Source organism: Hyphomicrobium sp., assembly GCF_036262015.1.
Lineage (GTDB): Bacteria > Pseudomonadota > Alphaproteobacteria > Rhizobiales > Hyphomicrobiaceae > Hyphomicrobium_C.
In genome coordinates this window covers 522,896-545,392 of the sequence record NZ_DATAJR010000008.1, presented here as the reverse complement: position 1 = coordinate 545,392, position 22,497 = coordinate 522,896, and the positions used below count along the sequence as shown (strand labels likewise).

Annotated in this window: 14 protein-coding genes; 11 read left to right on the top strand and 3 right to left on the bottom strand. The window is 59.6% G+C overall.

Translation table 11 applies throughout. From position 1 onward, the window contains the following. Positions 1 to 376: 376 nt before the first annotated feature. Positions 377 to 2,071 carry a PHA/PHB synthase family protein gene (locus tag VHO05_RS11290; protein WP_414653774.1) on the bottom strand — a complete coding sequence of 565 codons (1,695 nt, stop codon included), beginning with the start codon at positions 2,069 to 2,071 and terminating at the stop codon, positions 377 to 379. Positions 2,072 to 2,618: 547 nt separating this feature from the next. On the opposite strand from VHO05_RS11290, the gene VHO05_RS11285 reads away from it, so the two are divergent. Genes VHO05_RS11285 through VHO05_RS11275 form a run of 3 tightly spaced genes read left to right on the top strand, consistent with a single transcriptional unit; the run spans position 2,619 to position 7,560 of the window. Then, complete coding sequence (locus tag VHO05_RS11285) at positions 2,619 to 3,662, top strand: HlyD family secretion protein (RefSeq protein ID WP_329646681.1); 1,044 nt, start codon at positions 2,619 to 2,621, stop codon at positions 3,660 to 3,662. Continuing rightward, on the top strand, positions 3,659 to 6,445 hold the full coding sequence (gene rbbA / locus VHO05_RS11280) for a ribosome-associated ATPase/putative transporter RbbA (RefSeq protein WP_329646680.1): 2,787 nt from the start codon (positions 3,659 to 3,661) through the stop codon (positions 6,443 to 6,445). Before VHO05_RS11285 ends, rbbA begins: the two co-directional genes overlap by 4 nt. A 2-nt stretch (positions 6,446 to 6,447) precedes the next feature. Further along, on the top strand, positions 6,448 to 7,560 hold the full coding sequence (locus VHO05_RS11275; protein WP_329646679.1) for an ABC transporter permease: 1,113 nt from the start codon (positions 6,448 to 6,450) through the stop codon (positions 7,558 to 7,560). Positions 7,561 to 7,575: 15 nt separating this feature from the next. Here VHO05_RS11275 and VHO05_RS11270 read toward each other — a convergent pair whose 3' ends face one another. Next, positions 7,576 to 7,965 (bottom strand): tautomerase family protein, encoded by a 390-nt coding sequence (locus VHO05_RS11270; RefSeq protein ID WP_329646678.1) that lies wholly within the window; start codon positions 7,963 to 7,965, stop codon positions 7,576 to 7,578. 335 nt (positions 7,966 to 8,300) lie between these two features. On the opposite strand from VHO05_RS11270, the gene VHO05_RS11265 reads away from it, so the two are divergent. Next, positions 8,301 to 9,173 (top strand): diacylglycerol/lipid kinase family protein, encoded by an 873-nt coding sequence (locus tag VHO05_RS11265; protein WP_329646677.1) that lies wholly within the window; start codon positions 8,301 to 8,303, stop codon positions 9,171 to 9,173. A gap of 26 nt (positions 9,174 to 9,199) precedes the next feature. Here VHO05_RS11265 and VHO05_RS11260 read toward each other — a convergent pair whose 3' ends face one another. Next, entirely contained in the window at positions 9,200 to 10,936 is a 1,737-nt protein-coding gene (locus tag VHO05_RS11260; protein WP_329646676.1) for a sulfatase-like hydrolase/transferase, read from the bottom strand. 1,144 nt (positions 10,937 to 12,080) lie between these two features. On the opposite strand from VHO05_RS11260, the gene VHO05_RS11255 reads away from it, so the two are divergent. Genes VHO05_RS11255 through VHO05_RS11225 form a run of 7 tightly spaced genes read left to right on the top strand, consistent with a single transcriptional unit; the run spans position 12,081 to position 22,296 of the window. Continuing rightward, positions 12,081 to 12,650, top strand: a complete 570-nt coding sequence (locus tag VHO05_RS11255; RefSeq protein ID WP_329646675.1) for an HdeD family acid-resistance protein — start codon at positions 12,081 to 12,083, stop codon at positions 12,648 to 12,650. A 47-nt stretch (positions 12,651 to 12,697) separates the two neighbouring features. Next, the gene (locus tag VHO05_RS11250; RefSeq protein WP_329646674.1) at positions 12,698 to 13,747 is read left to right on the top strand and encodes a patatin-like phospholipase family protein; all 1,050 of its coding nucleotides are present in this window, start codon (positions 12,698 to 12,700) and stop codon (positions 13,745 to 13,747) included. Further along, a complete protein-coding gene (locus tag VHO05_RS11245; protein WP_329646673.1) occupies positions 13,747 to 15,201 on the top strand; it encodes a GntP family permease in 1,455 nt (484 codons plus the stop codon). The genes VHO05_RS11250 and VHO05_RS11245 overlap by 1 nt, the downstream gene beginning before the upstream one ends. A 52-nt stretch (positions 15,202 to 15,253) precedes the next feature. Beyond that, positions 15,254 to 16,378 (top strand): efflux RND transporter periplasmic adaptor subunit, encoded by a 1,125-nt coding sequence (locus tag VHO05_RS11240; protein ID WP_414653773.1) that lies wholly within the window; start codon positions 15,254 to 15,256, stop codon positions 16,376 to 16,378. Further along, entirely contained in the window at positions 16,375 to 19,440 is a 3,066-nt protein-coding gene (locus VHO05_RS11235) for an efflux RND transporter permease subunit (protein WP_329646671.1), read from the top strand. Before VHO05_RS11240 ends, VHO05_RS11235 begins: the two co-directional genes overlap by 4 nt. A gap of 28 nt (positions 19,441 to 19,468) precedes the next feature. Beyond that, positions 19,469 to 21,259: a metallophosphoesterase family protein gene (locus VHO05_RS11230; protein ID WP_329646670.1), complete on the top strand. Its 1,791-nt coding sequence runs from the start codon at positions 19,469 to 19,471 to the stop codon at positions 21,257 to 21,259. Next, on the top strand, positions 21,256 to 22,296 hold the full coding sequence (locus tag VHO05_RS11225) for an AI-2E family transporter (protein WP_329646669.1): 1,041 nt from the start codon (positions 21,256 to 21,258) through the stop codon (positions 22,294 to 22,296). The genes VHO05_RS11230 and VHO05_RS11225 overlap by 4 nt, the downstream gene beginning before the upstream one ends. Positions 22,297 to 22,497 lie beyond the last annotated feature (201 nt).

The window sequence follows — 22,497 nt, the reverse complement described above, 5'->3', positions numbered from 1 at the left end:
CAGCTCGCCTCGGCGCGCCGATCTAATGCGGCCGAGAATCCCGTGCCGCCCTCCACTCCGAGAGCTGGATAATCTGCGCGCTGTGATCTTTGGGAAGCGAGAGCGTCAGCAGCCGACGCGCCATTCGGTATCGATAGCATTCCACCAGAAAGCTGACCGGCGCACCATACACGTAGAAGCTGTCCTTGTTCGACATAGGCAGGCTCCGTGAGTTTGCGCCTCCATGTCAAATCTGTTCGCGGCCAAGCGCTAGTGCATACCGATCACTATTCGAACAGCAACCTGAATGAGGCCGCACATTCCTGAGTCCGCCCGTGTTGGTGATACCGCCGAACCCTCAAGCAGGCCCAAACGTCCTAACGTCGAACAGAGCCTCTCATCGCTGGAAAACATAAGTGCCGGGCGCATCATCCAAAGGCACATATCCGCGGGCCGGAGCACCCATCGAGGGTGCCGGAACACGCTGAGTTGCGGAATGCTCGGTTAGCCATCCCGCCCAATCGACCCACCAAGACCCTTCTTTGGAAGGCGCTTCGACGGCCCACTCGTCCGGGCTGAGACAGGGATCCTGGCTGCGCTTGAGCGCAATGCGAAATCGCCGCCGCGGATGACCGGGCTCACTGACAATGCCCGCGTTATGCCCGCCGCTCGTCAGCACGAACGTAACGTCGGTATCGCTGATATAGTGGATTTTATAGACCGATCTCCACGGCGCCACGTGATCACGCTCCGTGCCAACGACAAACATTGGAACACGAATATTCTGTATGGCTGCGGACCGCCCGTCCACCATGAACCGGCCGGCTGCGAGCTCGTTATCGAGATAGAGCCGTTGAAGATACTCCGCATGCATCCGGTACGGCATGCGCGTTGAATCTGCGTTCCACGCCATGAGGTCGATCATCGGCGTACGTTCGCCCATCAGGTAGTCGTAGACGAGCCTCGACCAAACAAGGTCGTTCGTCCGCAAGAGCTGAAAGGCCCCCGCCATCTGATCGGCAGAAAGATAACCTTTGTTCCACATCATACTTTCGAGGAAGTGCATCTGGCTGTGGTCGATGAACAAAGCCAGCTCACCAGGCTCGCTGAAATCCGTCTGCGCCGCGAGCAGCGTGACGGATGCCAGACGTTCCTCGTCCTGACGCGCCATTGCGGCCGCGGCGATTGAGAGAAGCGTCCCACCAAGACAGTATCCAGTCGCATGGATTTTCTGACCGGGCACGATGGCATTGATTGCTTCGAGCGAAGCCATCACGCCCATCCGCAGATAGTCGTCCATCGTGAGGTCGCGATCCCCTGCACCAGGGTTACGCCAGGAGATACAGAACACCGTGCGGCCCTGAGAGACGAGGTAGCGGACGAGCGAATTGTGCGGCGAAAGATCGAGAATATAGTACTTCATGATCCAAGCCGGGACGATGAAGACTGGCTCCGCGTAGACGGTCTCCGTGGTGGGCGAATACTGTATGAGCTCGATCAGATGGTTCCGATAAACGACTTTTCCGGGTGTGACGGCCACTTCGCGTCCCACCTCGAAAGTCTCGGTTCCGACAGGAGGTTGCCCCTGAGCGACCCTGCTCACGTCCTCCAACCAATTCTGAAAGCCCTGAACGAAATTTGCGCCACCCGTCTCGAGTGCCCGGCCGATCACTTCCGGGTTCGTGAAGGGGTTGTTCGATGGCGAGAACACATCGAGGATCTGGCGTGCGGTGAACGACACGACGTCCTCGTGGTGAGGCACGACACCCGGAACTTCATGCGTAACGTTGTGCCACCACTGCTGCTGCAGAAGAAAGGCTTGTGCCCAATAGCAATAGGGCGGCTTCTTCCAGGCCTCCGCGGAGAACCGGTTATCACCCGGCAAGGATTCGATGCACGAGCAGGTCTCTTGGCTGACACTCGATGCAAGAAGATATGCGGCAAACTTGTTCGCCTTGCGCCCTGCTTTCCACGCAAGCTCCATGCGTTTGCCCGGGGACGACGCGAGATGGATCGACCAATCGAAATAGGCCAATGCGAGAGCTGCAGGAGAAAGACCACCCGTCCACTGCGCAGTGAGGGCTTCGCGCATACGATCGATTGCCCGAAAGCCTTCGTAGCCGACGCTATCTTCCGGCCGCACATCCGTGCGGTCCTGTAACGAAGGTTTCACCTCCGTAGTCTTCTCCGTCATGGGAATAATGAGCGGCGCCGACCGCAATTGCGGGCGGGTACTGTATTTGCGCTTGGCTGTGCCCATTTGAGTAGACTCCTCGACCGAAGAGTTTGTTCCGGACCATAGTAATAGACTTAAAACTCTTGACGCAGGCGTACGGCAATCCAACGTTGACGGACAAGCTGACCGAAAGTAAGCGCACTTTTGTTTACCAACGCGCACCCCGATACCAGCGCGGGCCTGCACTCATTGTTCATTCACTCACGCGATCGGCAAACTCTACCAATAGGCTAGGTGCATTCGACCGCTCAGACGTTGACCTCACTCAATGTGAGACGCGCTTCGTCCCAGCAATGTATGGTCTGCTCACATCCTTGTCTCGACGGGCTTTGTCATGGCGAATTCAATATCTAGCACAGCTCAGAGTCTGAAATCGCGGGCACTGGGGAAAGACCGTTGGTTTATGGCAGCCGTTCTCGCCCTCTTGGCGGTGGGCGGCTATTTCGCCTGGAACTGGCTTGGAAGCAGTTCACTCCCGGCAGGGATTGCGAAAGGAAACGGGCGTATCGAAGCGGTTGAAATCGATGTCGCGACCAAAATCCCAGGACGAATAAAGGAAATACTGGTCGACGAAGGCGATTTCGTCGAGGCGGGCCAGGTGCTCGCCAGAATGGACACGGAGCAGTTGGAAGCTCAGCGCCGGCAGGGCGAAGCACAGCTACAGCGCGCGACAATCAGCGTGGATACGGCCAAGAGCCTCGTCAAACAGCGGCAAGCTGAGCGAACCGCTGCTGTCGCAGTCGTGGCACAGCGCGAAGCCGAGCTGGATGCCGCTCAGAGAAAGCTCGTGCGCTCGGAAGAGCTGATAAAAACCAACGCTACGTCGCAACAGATTCTTGACGACAATCGCGCAGCGACCGAAGGCGCAAAGGCTGCAGTTGGCGCAGCCCAGGCCCAACTCGCAGCAGCAGAGGCGTCGATAAGTGCAGCGGAAGCGCAGGTCGTCGACTCCCGTGCAGCAGTTGACGCAGCCCGCGCCGCCATCGACAGCATCACCGCCGATATCAACGATGGTGAGCTGAAATCGCCTCGCGACGGGCGCGTGCAGTATCGCGTCGCCCAACCTGGCGAAGTGCTCTCAGCCGGTGGACGCGTTCTCAACCTCGTCGATCTCGGCGACGTCTACATGACGTTCTTCCTTCCAACCGCTCAAGCGGGACAGGTCGCACTCGGCGCGGATGTCAGGTTGGTTCTCGATGCGGCCCCTCAGTACATCATCCCGGCTAAGGCGACTTTCGTCTCTGACGTCGCTCAATTCACGCCGAAAACGGTGGAGACCGAGGAGGAGCGTCAGAAACTGATGTTCCGGATCAAGGCGAGAATCCCGCCTGAGTTGCTCCGCAAGTACATTCGCCACGTCAAAACCGGTCTGCCCGGCATGGCCTACATACGGCTCGACCCGGCGGCCGAATGGCCGAAGAACCTCAAGGGAACTCTCGTGCAATGAGCGGCCAGCCGACCGGAAACGGAACTTCGGCATCTGCGGCTGTTGCTCGCCTCGTCTCCGTTGGGTTGTCCTACGCGAGCACGCGCGCTCTGGGCGAGATCACGTTGGATCTACCCTCGGGGTGCATGGTCGGGCTCATCGGTCCAGACGGCGTCGGAAAATCGAGCCTGCTCTCGCTCATAGCCGGTGCTCGCGCCGTCCAAGAAGGTAAGGTTGAGGTTCTCGGCGGCGACATTTCGGATCCGCGCCATAGGGAGGCCACCTGCCCACGGATCGCCTATATGCCGCAAGGGCTCGGCAAGAACCTCTATCCGACGCTTTCGGTGTTTGAGAATGTCGACTTCTTCGGGCGTCTCTTCGGACATAGCAAGCGCGAACGCGAACGCCGCATTCACGATCTGCTACGGAGCACCGGACTGTCCGCATTCGCGGATCGCCCGGCTGCAAAACTCTCAGGCGGCATGAAGCAGAAGCTCGGCCTATGCTGCGCGTTGATCCACGACCCGGATCTGTTGATTCTCGATGAGCCGACCACGGGCGTCGATCCCCTCTCACGCCGGCAATTTTGGGAATTGATCGACACCATACGGCACAGCCGGACCGGCATGAGCGTCCTCGTCGCCACCGCCTACATGGAAGAAGCCGCACGCTTCGATTGGCTCGTTGCGATGGATGCCGGCAAGGTGCTTGCGACGGGAACGCCCAGCGATCTCCTTGAGAAGACCGGAGCGCCCAACCTCGATGCCGCTTTCATTGCCCTCCTTCCCGAGGCTCTGCGCAAAGAGCATCGACAAGTGGTCATTCCACCCCGGCCTGCTGACAACGACAACGTCATCGCCATAGAGGCCGAGCATCTCACGATGAGGTTCGGTGACTTTACCGCGGTCGACAACGTGAGTTTCCGCATCCCCCGCGGCGAGATCTTCGGATTCCTCGGCTCCAATGGATGCGGCAAGACCACCACAATGAAAATGCTGACAGGTCTCCTTCCGGCGACCGAAGGCATTGCGCGCCTGTTCGGACGCGAGGTCGATCCGAAAGACATCGAGGTCCGCCGCAGGGTGGGATACATGTCGCAAGCGTTCTCGCTCTATACCGAGCTGACTGTGCGGCAGAACCTTGATCTCCATGCCCGCCTGTTCGCGATGCCGGCCGAAAAGATCCCCACGCGGATCCGAGAGATGGCGCAGCGATTTGCCCTTTCGGATATAATGGACGCCTTACCCGATGCTCTTCCGCTCGGCATACGTCAGCGTTTGTCGCTCGCCGTCGCGATGATTCACGCGCCGGACATCCTAATCCTCGACGAGCCGACGTCCGGCGTGGACCCCGTCGCGCGCGATGCCTTCTGGCAGATCCTTTCGGACCTGTCGCGCAAGGACAACGTGACGATCTTCGTCTCGACCCACTTCATGAACGAGGCGGAACTCTGCGACCGCATTTCGCTGATGCACGCCGGCAAGGTTCTTATCAGCGATACGCCTGCTGCAATCGTTAAGTCACGTTCAGCAGCGACGCTCGAAGAAGCCTTTGTCGCTTATCTAGAAGACGCGATTCGCGCGGGCCAAGACACGAGCGTTTCGACCGCACCGGAACCGGTGGTCGAAGCCGAACCTGATGCCCAGCCTCAGCCCCATGCTCCCCCAAAGTCCCGCTTCTTCGATTTTCGGCGCATGTTCGCCTACACCCAGCGCGAAGCTCTCGAGTTGCAGCGCGACCCCATCCGCGGGACACTTGCCACGCTCGGCAGTCTCATCCTGATGTTCGTGATCGGTTACGGCATCAACATGGACGTCGAGAATCTCACATTTGCCGTTCTCGACCGCGACGACACGACCATCAGCCGTGACTACACGCTGCAGATCGCCGGCTCGCGCTACTTCACTGAAAAGGCGCCAATCACAGACTACGCCGATATGGATCGGCGCATGAGAAACGGCGAGATCAGTCTAGCGATCGAGATACCGCCTGGATTTGGTCGCGACGTCTCGCGCGGACGACCGGTCAGCATCGGAGCTTGGATCGACGGCGCGATGCCCGCGCGGGCGGAAACGATACGCGGCTACGTTCAAGGCATGCATGCGAACTGGCTGACGCAGAAGTCTCGCCAAGCCTACGGCGATGCCGCCACCGTCGGCGATTTCCAATTGGAAATCCGCTACCGCTACAATCCCGATCTCCAAAGCCTGGTCGCGATGGTTCCGGCAGTCATCCCGCTCCTGCTGATGATGATCCCGGCAATGCTGGCGGTCCTCAGCGTCGTGCGAGAGAAGGAGCTCGGCTCAATCATAAATTTCTACGTGACGCCGGTAACACGGCTTGAATTCCTGATTGGCAAACAGATCCCTTACGTCGCGCTCGGGATGCTCAACTTCTTCTTGTTGACCGGTTTCGCGATATTTGTGTTCGGCGTACCATTCACCGGGAGTTTTCTGACTTATACGAGTGCGGCGCTGATCTATGTAATGGCAGCCACGGGGATGGGCCTCTTCATCTCGAGTTTCATGACGAGCCAGATTGCCGCGATCTTCGGAACGGCACTCATCACGCTCATTCCTGCGGTCCAGTACTCGGGCATCATAGATCCCGTTTCGTCTCTGCAGGGCGCAGGCGCCTTCTTCGGAAAGATCTACCCCACGACCTACTTCGTGACGATTTCGCGCGGCACCTTCTCGAAGGCGCTCGATTTCCACGACCTTGCGGGATCGTTCGTTCCCCTCCTGATCGCCGTTCCCGTCTTACTCGGCCTCGGTGCCATTCTTCTCAAGAAGCAGGCGACCTGACGATGCGTGGAGCCAACATATATCAACTTGGCATCAAGGAGATGCGAGGGCTTCTTCGCGACCCGATGCTCCTCATCCTGATCGTCTATTCGTTCACGATCTCCATCTACACGGCATCCAAAGCCATGCCGGAGACGCTCAACAACGCCGCAATAGCAATTGTCGACGAGGATCGTTCGCCGGTCGCTACGCGCATCATTTCGGCCTTCTACCCACCCTACTTCCTGAGACCGGAGCTCATCACGCAATCGCAGATGGATGCGCGGATGGATGCCGGTCACGACACATTCGCGCTCGACATACCGCCCAACTTCCAACGCGATCTCTTGGCCGGCCGAGCCCCGACCATCCAGCTCAATGTTGACGCCACACGCATGTCGCAAGCCTTCACAGGCGGCGGTTACGTCCAATCGATCGTATCGGGTGAGGTAACCGATTTCCTGAATCGCTATCGCAGTTCCGGCGTGCTGCCCATCGACCTAGTGCTACGGGCACGATTCAATCAAGAGCTGAACAAAGGATGGTTCGGCGCCATCACCAACATCATTACATCCATCACGATGCTCTCGATCATTCTGACCGGCGCCGCGCTGATCCGTGAGCGCGAGCACGGTACAATTGAGCATCTGCTCGTGATGCCGATCACACCGACCGAGATCATGCTCAGCAAGATCTGGTCGATGGGCCTGGTGGTGCTGGTTGCGTCCGCGTTCTCTCTCGTCTTTATCGTTCAAGGCCTCCTGGCGGTCCCGATCGAAGGATCGATATCGCTGTTCCTGCTTGGTGCAGCCTTGCAGCTCTTTGCAACGACTTGCATGGGCATTTTCTTGGCTACTGTCGCCGGAACGATGCCCCAATTCGGATTGCTACTCATGCTCGTTCTGCTGCCGCTGCAGGTGCTCTCCGGCGCAACCACCCCGCGTGAGAGCATGCCGGAAGTCATTCAGAACATCATGTTGGCCGCACCCAACACCCACTTTGTCATCCTGGCACAAGCCGTGCTCTTCCGTGGCGCAGGACTGAGCGTAGTCTGGCCGCAACTGGCCGCCCTGCTCGCCATCGGAGGGGTGCTGTTCTACTTCTCGCTTCAGCGCTTCCGGTCGTTCTTGAGATAACGACGGCAAGCCCCATCAAAGCTCACCTGTCAGAAACTGCGCGCGCCCATTGCCGAACGACCAGTCTTCGTCCGTGCACGTAACGAGATTGATCATGACGTCGGAGGGGGCAATTCCGCAGCTTTTCTCCAGCTCCTCCACGGTCAGCCGGTAGAATTGTTCCTTCATCTCACGCGATCGCGGCCGCGTCGTAACCTGGATGAACACGAAGTTCTTCGTGCGCGGAATATCAAGGCCGGTATCCTCCATGATCATGCGCGGAGCCTTGTGCTCGTTGACGATCTGATACCGGTCGCGCTCCGGAACCTTGAAGGCGGCGAGCATCGCACGATGAACCGCATCCAGCAGTGCCTTCAGCTCGGCATCCGTACGGCCTTCGTAGAGATCGAATCTGAGCAGGGGCATGCGCGCGTCCTCGTTCAAGTGTGGTTGGTTTCCGCCCAATGCAAACCTTGCCGGAATTCCCATGGCCGCAGCCGCTAGGCCAGCGGCCACAAGCGCATCGCGGCGAGACGGATTTCCAAATTTCGGCATCGTATTCTTCTGCAATAACAGCGGCACCAGGAGGCGCAATTCATACTGGGCCCTGCACCCGGAGGCCATTGGTCCTTAGTTGGCACAACCGTGTCCACACCGCCACATCCGGAACGCCGGACGGCGGGATTGTCGAAGCTCGCACGCTCCGCTATCGATAGCGGCTCCTTGCAGCGCTCCTAGGCGCCTGCCCAAATGGATTCCCCATGCGCCGCCGCTTTCTCATCGTTCACAATGCCTACGCCGGCACGCGCAGCCGCTCGCTTTTGCGCGACGTCTGCAGCACCCTCGAAAACGCTGGTGCCGAAGTGCACACCGAGCACGTCGCCGATATCGAGCAGGACAGGCTGGTGGCGGAGCAGGCTGCGAAGGCCGGAAGCTACGATGCTGTGGTCGCTGCGGGTGGAGACAGCACCATCCGGGGTGTCGCATCCGGCTTGATCGGCACTGCAATGCCGCTCGGCATCATTCCTGTAGGAACCGGAAACGTTCTGGCGCACGAGCTTGGCCTGCGGCGCGATCCGGCGGCCCTCGCACAGGTTCTCCTGCACGGGCCGACCCACAGCATCCCGTGCGGCCTCGCCGATCAGACGCCATTCCTTCTCATGGCCGGCGTAGGCTTCGACGCGCATGTCGTCGAAAAACTGAGCACGCCCTGGAAGCGAAGCATCGGCAAGCTCGCCTATGCCTGGCCCATACTTCGAGAACTTCTCCGCAAGCCTCAAACGTTCGATGTGCACGTCGATGGCCGCCTTTTTCCAGTGACCTGGCTCGTCGCGACACGCGCCGCCCACTATGGCGGCTCATTCGTGATCGCCAAGGATCAAACGCTCAGCGGGAACGGCTTCCATGCTGTGCTTGTGAATACCGACAGCCGCACCGCACTCGTCCGCGTCCTCATTGCCATTGCGCTTGGACGTCACCAGACGTTGCAAGAAGTCACCATCCTGCCTTGCACGCATCTCCGCATCGAACCCGGCGTAATCGCCGCGGCCCAAATCGACGGAGAGCGTATCGAAAACCTGCCGCGTGAGATTCTACTCAGCGACAAGAAGCTGAACCTGATCGTGCCGTCCTAACCCAGACGAACCGCCGAGAATTTCGGTCATCGCGCAAGCATCAAGCCCGAATCGATGAGCCGACGGTGAAACGAGAGAATTTCATCGCGCTTAAGACACGTGAAGTAGCGGCCCTTGCAGACGCTCAGCAATCGCAGCCGCTCATGCTGGGCATCGGAAATCGGGATCTTCGCGGCATTTAGCAGCAAAGCGCCGAGATAGGGCACGTCCAGCACATCGACGTCGGGCAGTGGTCCCGGGTCGTAGTTCACGCCCTCCACGGTGTAGTAGGTGAGATAGCCCGGCGAATCCGGCCCCATCGTCATGTCTTCCGTGGCAGTTGCTTGATCGAAGCCGAGGTAAGGCCGCGTGACGACCGGCTGATGGTCGCCATACTGCACGATCAGAAAGCGCTCATTGGGAAAACGCCGCGCAAGCTGCACGCGGAAATAGTCATAGTCCCGCTTCGCTAGTCCGACGCGCCGCAAGTATTCGTGCATCTCAGGCGTCGGTCCGCCACCCGGCACATCGATCTCCGGCATGAAGGTCGGCTCGTAGGGCAAATGCGTTGCCGCGGTAATAATGAAGTTGAAGATCGGCGCCTGAGACCCCTTGAAATGCCGCTCCATGTTGGCGAGTGCGTTGTCGTAGTAGAAGCGATCGCGCTCATTGTATCGGGTCGCGCCTTGCGCCTTGCGATCCAGGATCTCGCCGAAGCCTATGGCTTGGTAGAACTTCGCGCTCGAGACGAAATCCTTGTTCATGGGATAGTAAAGTGTGTTGCGATATCCGCAGCGCGCCAACGTCTCCGGCACGGTGTCGTGCACCTTGCCCTGCATGAGCGATTGAACGAACGGCCGCATGCCGCCGAATGACAAGGTCGACACGCCCGCCAGAACCGAGAACTCCGTCAACCAGGAAGCTCCGCCGTACGTCTCGACGCGCAGCTTGTGCAGCTGACCATCGGATGAACGGAAGAACGGGTCGAGCCGGGCGTCATAGCGTATCCCGGCAAAATAGCTTGGCGGAAACACGCTCTCCTGGTGAATAAGAATGATGTTCGGCGGCCGCTCCGACGGCCGGCAGGTGGTGGGAGCCGCCAGGACGGGGCCACCGTTGGAATGCGGAGCCGCTTCAATCAACTGGCCGCGCAGGAGCGTCTCGACCGTTTCAGCCCACGACAAGTAAAACGACGAAACGTAGTGATGCCCCCAATAATAGAGCGTGTGATGGCGGCCACCCCTGTAAGCTGCTGCCCAGGCCGCCGTCGCGATGGACAGCATGCATAGAGCACAAGCCAGCCGAAAGGGCACTCGGGTCGGATCAAACCGATAGAGAACCCACCCCAGCATCAGAACGGCAACGACACTCCCCACTAGGGCGCAGAGCTCGAGCCTGAAGTCCGTCCATAGGAACGACAGGGTATCCGGCGAGAGAATATAGAAGACGATGTCATAGGCATGCAGCGACATCCCCAGGTAATGCCGCTTGACCTCCGACGCCGCGATGACGAGCGCGACCCCCCCCGCAACCAAAGCGGTCGAGAAGAGAATGCGCCGAGACGCGAGAAGAACCCCCGAGATGAGCGTTACCGTCACGCCGAGCGTAAATGCGATGTTGATCCACGGCCATTCGTGACGAACGAAATAGACCCACAGCACCGCCATAACGGCGCCAGAGGCAAACCAAACCAACAAAGATCGGCCGGCCATTCGGTCGCGAACAAGCGTCAACGCTTGCTCGACGGCATCCGGCCTCTTGGGATCGAGCAACCCGGTCGTCATATTTGTTCGAGGTGCGCCTATCTAAGGGAGTGCACGGGGAACGAAGTATGACGATTTGATATCAAATTGAAAGGCCGACAATGTGCCCTTCGGCGGGCTTTACTATGTCGGCGCGCGATGGGCCGTTGATCGGCCCTCGGTTATCCCGTGCCTCGTGGCCGGCGCACCGCACTGCAGCAAGCGACGGCACAGCCCACGTGGATCAGCTCGGTGTCGGAAAAATGCTCGGCCCGTGCGGCGCGGTCAAACGACATGCACCCACCCTGCGTTGCATCAGCGACTACATATGCGAAGAAGTCCGAAGCACGGTCCGCCTTTCGCAAATCGCCGAGCGGCTCCGACTCCGTCTTCAGATGACAGCACGACCTCGATCCAGTCGCATGATCGCAGTGATGAGCCTCGCGATAGCCCTGTAGCGGAGCCGTCGAAACGATCTCCGAAAATCCATGACAATCGACGCCACCGCAGTTGGCAAGGTGCATTGAGCACTCGCTGCCGATGTGCATCAGAAAACGCGAGGTCGATTCAAAACGAATGATTCCTTTACTAAATGAAGCCTTTGGTCATCAAATTTACATTTCCACCCGAGGAAGCGCGGCCTATAGTCATTTCAGGGGGGACCACTTGGTGCAAAACAACGTCACTAAGGAGTCCAGGCAATGAGAATTTCAATCACGTCAATTTTCGCCGTTGCAGCGATCGGAACATTTTCCACCCTGGCGATCGCGGAAGACAGGCCCACAACCAAAGGGCCGCCCCAAACAATGGGAGATGAAGGCAAGCTCCCGGCCAGCGAGACAATGCGGAACGCCGTGCCCGATATGACTGGGCCCAACTCAGGCTCCACGGGCGCGAGTTCAGGCAGCACGGGTTCGGGCGCCACTGGCCTCAGAATGGGCGATGAACCAGGCAAACTTCCGGCAACAGGCACGGTCAGCGGCAAGGTTCCGGAAATGAGAGGGCCTGCTCCAGGCGCAGCGCCGGAAAAATAGGAACGTCCTCATTCGTTGCTGAGCGGTAGCTCGGTTCGCGCAAAGAATAAAACAAGAAACTTCCCCGGTGATCTTGGTCCCCGGGGAAGAGAGGCTGTGTTCCAAGACCGAATTTTTATCGGGATTGGGCAGAGACTTTGAGAGGTTCCTCCATGACCGACAAATCCATGTCAGCCACAAACCCCAATCAAACCGGCACCAGCCGTTGGGGAGCTCTCCTGCTCGGAGCCATCTTCATCCTCGCGGGCCTCTTCCTGCTCGGAAACTCCGTGTTCGCAACAGTCATCAGCGCGATCGTGATCGGCGTCCTCCTGCTCATAGCCGGCGCGTCGGAGATCTTTCAGGCATTCTCGGCCCCCAAGTGGAGTGGTTTCTTTCTGAGATTGCTGATCGGAGCCCTCTATGGTGTCAGCGGTGTCGCCCTTATTGCTGATCCGTTGGCCGCATCCGTTTTTCTGACTTTTGTCTTTGGCGTCGCACTCATTGCCTCTGGTCTCGTGCGCATGGTGCAGGCTTTTCAATATTGGAAATGGGCCGGTTGGCTGCTCCTCTTCTCCGGCATTGTCGGAATTCTCGCCGGTCTCATTATCCTTGCGAAGTGGCCCATCAGCGGTCTTTGGGTGCTCGGCTTCGTAGTCGGGATCGATTTGATTTTGCACGGAGCGTGGTGGCTAGGGCTTGGCCTGCAACTTTCCCGGGAGCCGCATGCGGCAGAACCTTAGGTTTGCAGCGATAGCAGCCCAAAGCGGCGAGCGGTCCGGAGTCGTCCATGTCAAATTCGCGTCGTGAAGACCGCAGGAGTGATCGCGAGCCGCTCCTCATCGATCTTGCATTGCAGGGAGGAGGGGCGCACGGCGCATTCACCTGGGGCGTGCTGGACCGGCTCCTTGAGGAGCCAAACCTTCAAATCGACGGCATCTCAGGCACGTCCGCCGGCGCGATGAATGCGGCCGTTCTTGTCGACGGCTACGCGGAAGGCGGACCGGACGGCGCCCGGGCCGCCCTGGCGGCATTCTGGAAAAAGATATCGGACGCAGCGCGCTTCAGCCCTTTTCAACGCGGACCGATAGACATTGCGCTCGGACGTTGGACGCTCGACCATTCGCCCGCCTTCCTCACCATGGACCTCTTGGCACGGCTGGTGTCGCCCTACGACTTGAACCCCGGCGGCTTCAATCCCCTTCGGGACATCCTGGCGGAATGTATCCACTTCGAGCGCTTGAACAGCGCTTCGATCAAAATCTTCGTCAACGCGACAAACGTTCGGACCGGGCGCGGCCACATCTTTCGCAACGCCGAAATCACGCCGGATGTATTGCTCGCGTCCGCTTGCCTCCCGCAGCTCTTCCAGGCCATCGAAATTGACGGCGAAGCCTATTGGGACGGCGGCTACTCGGGAAATCCCAGCATCACGCCATTGGTCCTCGAATGCAGATCGCGCGATACGATCTTGGTTCCGATCAATCCGATCGAACGCCCCGGAACACCGCGCAGCGCCCGCGAGATCCTGGATCGCATGAACGAAGTGGCCTTCAATGCCGTCACCCTCAAGGAGCTGAAGATGGTGGCACTGCTGCGCCAGGTCGCCGATCCCGGAAAATGCGAAGGTGCTCTCTGGGCAGAGATGCGCATACATTCCGTCCGCAATCCAACCATGACGGAACTCGGCTACTCTTCGAAATTGAACGCGGAATGGAGCTTCCTCGAAATGCTCCGTGACGAGGGTCGGCGCAGCGCCGACGAATTCTTCAAGACCCATGGACGGGACCTGGGACGCAAGTCGTCGATCAACCTCGAAGCCCTATTGGAGCACACGTGATGGGGCTCCTGGGGATCCTGGTTGCACTCGGCTTCCTCATCTGGCTTGCCTATCGCGGGTGGAGCATTCTTCTGCTTGCTCCCGCTGCTGCACTCTTGGCCGCCGCGTTCGCGCGTGAGCCGCTCCTTGCGCATTGGACCCAAACATTCATGGGAAATGCCGCGCAATTTCTTGCGCAATTCTTTCCCTTGTTCTTGCTTGGGGCGCTTTTCGGCAAGCTCATGGACGACAGCGGCTCGGTGAGCGCCATAGCTCACTACATGACGGAGAAACTCGGCCCGAGCCGCGCCATTCTGGCCGTCATCCTGGCCGGTGCGGCAGTCACCTATGGCGGCGTAAGCCTGTTTGTCGCCTTTTTCGTGTTGGCGCCAATGGCCATCGAATTGTTTCGAGCAGCCGGAATTCCGCGGCGCCTCATTCCAGCAGCCATCGCGCTCGGCACGTCGACATTCACAATGTCCGCCCTGCCGGGAACTCCCGCGATCCAGAACGCGATCCCGATGCCCTTCTTCGGCACGACGCCGTTTGCGGCGCCCGGCCTCGGCTTCATCGCATCCGCTATCATGCTCGCCTTCGGATTGTGGTGGCTTCAGCGCGAAGAGACCAAGGCGAAACAAGCCGGAGAGGGATTTGGCGGAGGGGCGGACAACCAAACCGCCGCACTTGCCGAAGACCAGTTCATTCGGGAACGCGCGACGGCTGCACGCGAGTTCGACCCCGCCGAGCTTCCGCACGGACACAAGACCGACAGCCTCCCTCCCATTTGGATTGCTGCACTTCCGCTCGTGGTCGTCGTAGCTGTCAACCTCCTGATGGCCCTGATCGTACTTCCCCGTCTCGACTTTTCATTTCTCGCCGAGGAGCGTTGGGGCTCAACGTCGATCACGGCGGTGGGCGGGGTCTGGTCGGTGGCCATCGCCCTTGCCACAGCCACACTCGTGTTGGTCCTCATCAATCGCCAGCGGCTCCCCGCCTTGCGCGAAAGCATGGATGCTGGAGCCAACGCTTCGGTTCTCCCAGCCCTCAGCGTCGCGAGCCTTGTCGGTTTCGGAGCAGTCGTCGCCATGCTGCCAGCCTTCGAGGCGGTGCGAGACTGGGTACTTTCCATCGGCGGCGGCGTCCTCGTGTCATTGACCGTCGCCACCAATGTCCTAGCCGCCCTTACCGGCTCGGCATCCGGCGGCCTGACGATTGCGCTCGATGCGCTCGGGGAAACCTACATGCGTCTCGCTTCGGAGCAGGGCATTGATCCCGCCTTACTGCATCGCGTTGCCGTCATTGGTGCGGGAACGCTCGACAGCCTGCCCCACAACGGCGCTGTCGTTTCTCTGCTTGCAGTTTGCGGCTCGACACACCGCGAGAGCTACAAGGACATCGTGGTGGTGTGCATCTTCGGTGCGATGATTGCCCTCGTTGCCGTCATCGTATTGGGTTCTCTCTTCGGATCATTTTGACGGCGCACGAGGCGGACACGAACGACGCATTTTGAGGGGATGTTGGGTGATGATGACCTGGAATTCATCCGAGGGTACGCGCAAGTGCGATCATGTTCGCATCATTTGTCTCGCTCTTGTCATGACGTCCGCCGGAGCGGGCCTTTCGGCATGCTCGCGGGAGACCGAGAGCGCCGCGCCCGCGCCACGGCCTGTGCGCACGGCCACTGTTGAAAAGCGCGAAGCCGGACAACCGCTGAAGCTCGCCGGACGCATCGAACCTACCGATGAAGCGGCTCTTGGCTTTCGCATCGCAGGCCGGATGAAGGAACGAAGCGTCAGCGTAGGAGACCGGGTCGAAGCGGGACAAGTCGTAGCCCGTCTCGAGCCGCAGAACGAAATGAACGCCCTCCGTGCCGCTCAGGCGAATCTCGCCGCCGCCGAAGCGGCACTGACCGAAGCACGCAACCGCTTCGAACGGCAAAAAACGCTCCTCGCACAGGGCTGGACGACGCGCACTCAATACGATCAGGCGGAAAAGGCCCGCGCGACGGCCGAAGCCATGACGCAATCCGCGGAGGCGCAGCTGAAAGCTGCGCACGACCTCGTGAGTTTCACGGAACTGGAAGCGGACGCGCCAGGAATCGTCACGGCGATTGGAGCCGAGCCGCACGAAGTGGTCCAGGCCGGTCAGATGATCGTGCGTTTGGCGCGGCAGGATGGGCGTGATGCCGTCTTTGACGTCTCCGCGCAAATCTTGAGAGCCATTCCCGCCGAGCCCATCATCGAGGTTCGGCTTGTCGATTATCCGTCGATCAAAGCAGAGGGACGGATTCGCCAGGTGTCTCCACAAGCGGATCCGGTAACGAGAACCTTCGAGGTGAAAGTCGGCCTGACCGATCCGCCGGAAGCAATGCGCATGGGCGTTACCGTCAGCGGTTACGTGGAGCTGGAAGCCCAGGCCATGATCGAAATTCCGGCCAGCGCCCTCACGAAGATCAACCAGGAACCGGCCGTCTGGATCGTGGACCCGACCAGCCAGATCGTCTCGTTGCGAAATGTCGAAGTGGGACGCTTCGATCCGGCCACCGTCGCGATCTCTCGCGGTCTCTATGTGGGAGACATCATCGTCACCGCAGGCGTGCAGGCCCTCCACCCAGGACAGAAAGTCCGGATTTTGGGATCGGAGCAAAGATGACCTTCAACCTTTCGGAATGGGCGCTCCGCAATCGCTCTCTGGTCGCCTACTTCATGATCGTCGCGGTGGCCGCCGGTGTCCTCGCGTACAATCGTCTAGGCCGCGCCGAGGACCCCACCTTCATCATCAAAACGATGGTTGTGCAGGCCGCTTGGCCCGGCGCAACCATCGAAGACACGCTCAACCAGGTAACCGAAAGACTCGAACGCACACTGCAGGAGACACCAAAACTCGATTTCCTCCGCAGCTACACCATCGCCGGACGCACAACCATCTTCGTAAATCTCCAGGGCGACACTACCGCCCGCGAAGTGCACGACATCTGGTACGACGTCCGGAAAAGCGTCTCCGACATGCGCGGCACGCTACCGGCCGGGATTGTTGGCCCGGGCTTCAACGACAGTTTCGGCGATACCTTCGGAATCATCTACGGCTTCACCGCAGACGGATTCAGCCATCGCGAGCTTCGCGACCATGTCGAAGACGTGCGCTCGAAGCTGCTCCAGATCCCCGATGTCTCCAAGATCGAGATCCTCGGCGCCCAAGACGAGAAGATCTTCGTCGAGTTCTCTGTCAAAGAACTGGCCACGCTGGGCATAGACCGGTCAGCCCTTATCCGGGCCCTCCAATCTCAGAACGTCGTGCGCCCGGGCGGAACGATCCAAACCGGCGACGAGACGCTCTCTCTACGTGTTTCGGGTGCATTCCGGTCCGAGCAGGACATCCTCAATGTCAATTTTGCGGTCGGCGACCGCATGCTCAGGCTGAGCGACATCGCCCGTGTCACCAGGGGATTTTCGGATCCGCCGCAACCCATGTTCCGCGTCAATGGCAAATCTGCGATCGGACTGGCGATCGCAATGCGCGACGGTGGCGACATTCTCGCTCTCGGCAAGAACATTCAACGCACCATGGACGAAATAAAAGCAGAGCTTCCCTTGGGCATTGAACCATTGTTGGTTGCCGATCAGGCGGTCACGGTCGAAGTGGCCATCTCGGAGTTCATGACATCGCTCTGGCAGGCGATCGCGATCATTCTCGTCGTGAGCTTCATAAGTCTCGGCGTGCGCGCCGGACTGATCATAGCACTCTCCATCCCGCTGACGCTTTCCATCGTCTTCGCTGTCATGGACCTCAGCGACATCGACATGCAGCGAATATCGCTTGGCGCGCTCATCATCGCGCTCGCACTCCTTGTCGATGATGCCATGACAATAACGGACGCAACACTCACCCGTTTGGCAATGGGAGAGGATAAGGCGCAAGCAGCGTCGTTTGCATTCCGCACCTACGCCTTTCCGATGCTCGCTGGAACGCTGGTCACCATCGGCGGGTTCGTGCCTGTCGGATTTGCCGCAAGCTCGGCAGGCGAATACACGTTCTCGCTCTTCGCGGTCGTCAGCATCGCACTGATCGTGTCCTGGATTGTTGCGGTGATTTTCGCGCCGCTGTTGTGCGCCCTGATCCTCAAGCCTCCCGCAACAAAGGACGGAGGCGGACCGAGCAAAATCCTGGAGACCTACCGCAGCTTCCTCACCCGGGCGGTAGAAGCAAAGGGGCTAACCCTCGCCGCAACGCTGGCGCTCTTCGTTGCATCGATCTTGGCACTACCGCTCATTCCAAACCAGTTCTTCCCATCCTCGGATCGGCCTGAGTTGCTCGTCGATCTGAGGTTGCCGCAAAACGCTTCAATCTTTGCAACGGAAGACACCGCGAGCCGATTGGATGCTGCCCTGAAAAACGATGACGATGTCGCGCGCTGGAGCACCTACGTCGGCCGTGGCGCGATACGCTTCTATCTCCCCCTCGATGTCCAGCTCCCCAACAACTTCTTCGCCCAGGCCGTGATCGTGGCCAAGGACGTCCCCGCGCGTGAACGACTGCAAAAGAAGCTGAACGACCTCCTCACTAAAGAATTTCCCAGCGTGGTGGGACGCATCTCTCCACTCGAGCTTGGCCCTCCGGTCGGCTGGCCCATTCAATATCGGGTCAGCGGGCCTGACATTGCGCAGGTGCGGGAGATTGCGCTGAAGCTTGCCAACATCGTCTCCGCAAATCCGAAAACGGCGAACGTCAACTTCGACTGGGTCGAACCAGCACGCGAAATCAGGATTGTCATCAATCAGGATGAAGCGCGACTTCTCGGACTGAGTTCGGAAACCCTCGCATCCGTCCTCAATACGGTGATCTCCGGAAACACGGTCACGCAAGTTCGAGACGACATCTATCTCATCGATGTCATAACCCGGGCGACAGACGAACAACGCGTCTCCCTTACGACCCTCCGCAACATCCAGGTCCCGCTTCCCAACGGCCAGACCGCACCACTCAGTCAGTTCGCAACGTTTGAGTATGCGCAAGATCAGCCCGTTGTCTGGCGCCGAAATAGGGTGCCAACTCTCACTGTCCAAGCCAACACAGCCGGCGGCGCCTTGCCGGAGACGGTGGTCCGCGCGCTGGCGTCAGATATCGACAAGTTGCGTCAGGAGCTTCCAAGACCGTACAAAATCGTCGACGGCGGAACGGTCGAGGAAAGCCAGAAGTCACAGGCATCCGTCATCGCTGTGGTTCCCTTGATGCTGCTGATCATGCTGACGGTACTCATGATCGAACTCCGGAGCTTCCAGAGGCTAGGCCTCGTGCTTAGCGTAGGCCCACTGGGCTTGATCGGCGTTGTCGCCGCACTTCTCGTGTCCGGACGTCCGCTCGGTTTCGTCGCCATCCTTGGAATCCTCGCTTTGCTCGGAATGATCACCAAGAATGCCGTCATTCTGATTGGTCAGATCGAATCCGAACGCGCCAAAGGAAAGACTGTGACGCAGGCCGCCATCGATGCGAGCAGCACCAGGTTCCGGCCCATCATGTTGACAGCCGTCTCGACCGTCCTCGGCATGATTCCCATTGCGCCGACTGTATTCTGGGGTCCAATGGCGTTCGCCATCATGGGCGGTCTCCTCGTCGCAACCATCCTGACCCTCGTCTTCTTGCCCACCGCCTATGTGGCCTGGTTCTCGTTCCGGGAGGAGGCGCACTCAAGATCGCCGTCGAGCATAGAAACATGACCGGACAACCGCGGGGAACAGCCGGCATATGATCGTTGATCCACGACAGGGAGACATCGAGGACGATGCCTCCAGCACCAAAAGCCACTCGCTCCTCTCGCTCGCAGGAAGCCTGCTCGTCGAGGTCAGCCTTCCGAAGCTGATCGTGGCGTGGCTTCTTCTGGTGATCTTGCCTGCGGTTATCGTCGGCCTCTCGCCCCTGATTGTGACGGCCTGGATCGCGAAGGTCGGCGGCAAGATTTCGACGTCCCTGTTCGGAATCGTGCCGCTCGCAATCTTCATTGCACTCCTGACGATCGGCTGGATGTTCGGGCGCAAGCTCTTCCACCTAGCGGAAGCAAGCTTCTGGTCCCTCAACGCGCTCGCCATCGAGCCGGCCTACACCATGTGCCGGGAGATCCTGCGTCACCTGGCAGAGTGGATGCTTCCAGAAAGCGCAGAGATCAAGTACCGCGAACATATGCGCGCATGGGCGGCGCCTCTCGCAGGTGTCTTGATCACGGCCTTCGCCGTCGCAATTTTCCTGCTTGCGTGGCCGCATTCGCGCTGGATCGGCGAGAGCGCCGATCTGCTGGCACCGCGCACACTTGCCTGGATCACACTTGCAAACACGCTCGTGTTGGCGAGTGCGTATCTCGCGGTGGCCGCTCTCTTCTGGGCGTTCGCGGACATGACGATGCCGCCGCCCCGCGACCTGATCGTCGATACCAAGCCGTCGCCCTCACCCACCGAGCGGACGTGGCGTGTCGCTCATTTGTCGGATTTGCACATCGTGGGGGAGCGTTATGGCTTCCGTATCGAAAGCGGCCGGACTGGACCGCAGGGAAACGCCAGGGTTCGCCGCGTCTTTGATATTCTGGAAGGGATCGACGCCGCAGCCCCCCTCGATCTCATTTTGATTTCGGGAGACGCAACCGACGCCGGGCGCGCTTCGGAATGGGCCGAGTTCCTCGACATCGTGGCGGACTTTCCGACACTCCGAGATCGCGTCTTCATTCTGCCAGGCAATCACGACCTCAACATTGTCGATCGTGCCAACCCAGCGCGGCTGGACTTGAGCATCGGCCCCAACAGTCGGCTACGCAAAATCCGCACACTGTCCGCGATCAATGCCATTCAAGGCACACGCGTTCACGTCGTAGACCACACAACGCAACGCTTAGGCCAGACGCTCTCGACCAAATTGAAAGATCCAGCGGATCAGATCGCCAAATTCGCCGATACGGGTCGTCCGGCCTTTTCGACAGCAGTATCGACCCTGTGGAATGACGTTTTCCCGATGGCCGTTCCCCCGCGCGCCGACGACGGGCTTGGTCTTATTCTTCTGAACTCGAACTCCGACTCTCACTTCTCCTTTACGAACGCGCTCGGCATGATTCCGGAAGAGCAGATGCGCGGCATCGAGATCCTGGCGCGCCAATATCCTCGCGCGCACTGGCTGATCGGTCTCCATCATCATGTGATTGAGTATCCGCGTGCGGCGAAGGTGCTTTCGGAACGCATCGGCACGGCATTGGTCAACGGAAACTGGTTCCTACGCAGGTTGCGGCCTCTGGCCAGCCGAGCGGTTCTGATGCACGGCCACCGGCATATCGACTGGATAGGAGAGTGCGGTGGAATGATCATCGTATCGGCCCCCTCTCCGGTCATGGAAGCCACCAACGATCTCGAGACCTACTTCTATATCCATACCCTCGAAGCCACGGAGAAGCAGGCTATGCGCCTCTTGCAACCGCAGCGCGTCTGCGTCCCCGGCGAACGGACGAAGCCAGAAGAAAAGTCAAAAATCGACAAGGCGGGAAAGGGCTCTAAGTCGTGATTGGTCTGGAAAGCCGTCGTATCGCGCCGATCGTATGCGCCTCCATCCTGACCGTTGCGGGCCTTTATCTTGCGCGCTCGGTACTCGCCCCCTTCGCTGTGGCCATGTTTGCGATTGCTGTTGTCTGGCCGGTCCAGAAGCGCCTCGAGACAACGCTTCCCCAGCTTGCCGCGCTCGCCATCACGTTGCTCGCGACCACGGCGGCCCTTGGGTGGCTGCTAGCGCTGACGGTTTGGGCCATCGGACAAGTCGGGCGCTGGCTGGCGCTCAACGCGGCACACATGCACGACTTGTACGTCAACGTCACCCAATGGCTCGAAACCCATGGCATCTACGTCGTCGGCCTCTTTGTCGACCGCTTCGACGTACTCTGGCTCGCGCGCCCATTCCAAGAGATCGCATCGACAGCCTACGGTTTGGTCGGATTTACGATCCTTGTCTTGATCTTCATGATGCTCGGCCTCCTCGAAGTCGGCGTATTCAAGAAGAAGCTCGAAACCCTACAGCGTGGCGACCTCGGTCGAAGGATCCTGGCAGCGGGCGCCGTCATCGCCACCAAATTCCGGAGATACGCCGTCATCCGTGCAGTTGCGAGCGCTTTGACGGGCTTGATGGTCGGAACGCTCTGCTGGTTGCTCGGCGTTGACTTGGCAATGGCCTGGGGTGTGCTCGCTTTCGTCCTGAACTTCATTCCCTTTATCGGCCCGTTCTTCGCAACCATCCTGCCGGCGCTGTTTGCCGTCGCACAATTCCAGTCATGGGAAGCTGCGGCAGCGATCCTCGCCGGAGCGAGCGTCATCCAATTCCTCATTGGCAGCTATCTCGAGCCAAGGCTCTCGGGCACGGCCCTCTCGATTTCGCCGCTGCTCGTCGTGTTCTCAGTCTTCTTCGTCGCCCTTCTCTGGGGCATCCCCGGCGCGTTCATGGGCGTGCCGCTCACAATCGCGCTCCTCACCGTCTTCGAGCAGAGCCCTGAGACGTCCTGGATCTCGGAGCTGTTGTCCGGCGCCGGCAAAGCGCCGGAGCAGCAGCCCTGAAGCCGCAAAACCCGCCACGCTCAAAGCGTCCATCGAACATCGGCTGAATAATAAGCAGTTTCTCCCTGCGCGCCCACCGCTTGAGCAGCGGCAAGCAGAGAGATGGCGACTCGAACGCACCAGCAGGCATCCGAGCAATACGCAGGAGCCTTGGTAGACGGTGAAAAACCTAGGTTTCACCGTCCCTTGCCGATCCTTGGC